General features: G+C 68.6%; 1 protein-coding gene. It reads left to right on the forward strand.

The window, feature by feature from the left end:
- Positions 1–220 (forward strand): YcgL domain-containing protein (locus tag ACQ4LH_RS21260; protein WP_430698978.1); only part of this gene is annotated, 220 nt, incomplete at its 5' end.
- Positions 221–277 lie beyond the last annotated feature (57 nt).

A 277-nucleotide genomic window follows, 5' to 3' on the forward strand; every position in this document is an offset into this window, starting at 1 on the left:
CCCCCCCCCATCCCCTCCCCCCCCCCTCCCCCCCTTCCCCACGCCCCCCCCCCCCCCCCACCTGCCGCTGCCTCCCGCGCGCGTCCTTGCACGCGCCCACATCCACCAGGTGCTGGCCAACCTCGACGAGCAGGGCTACCACCTGCAGATGCCGCCGCCGGAAGATGAATATATCGAGCATCTGCCGGATGAGTTGCTGCGCCGTAACGACCCGATGTAACCGCCATGCCCGCCACTGCGAGTGCCCCCTATGCGCTGTCTCTTATACACATCTGAC

Source organism: Pseudomonas peli (genome assembly GCF_050563605.1).
GTDB lineage: Bacteria > Pseudomonadota > Gammaproteobacteria > Pseudomonadales > Pseudomonadaceae > Aquipseudomonas > Aquipseudomonas peli_A.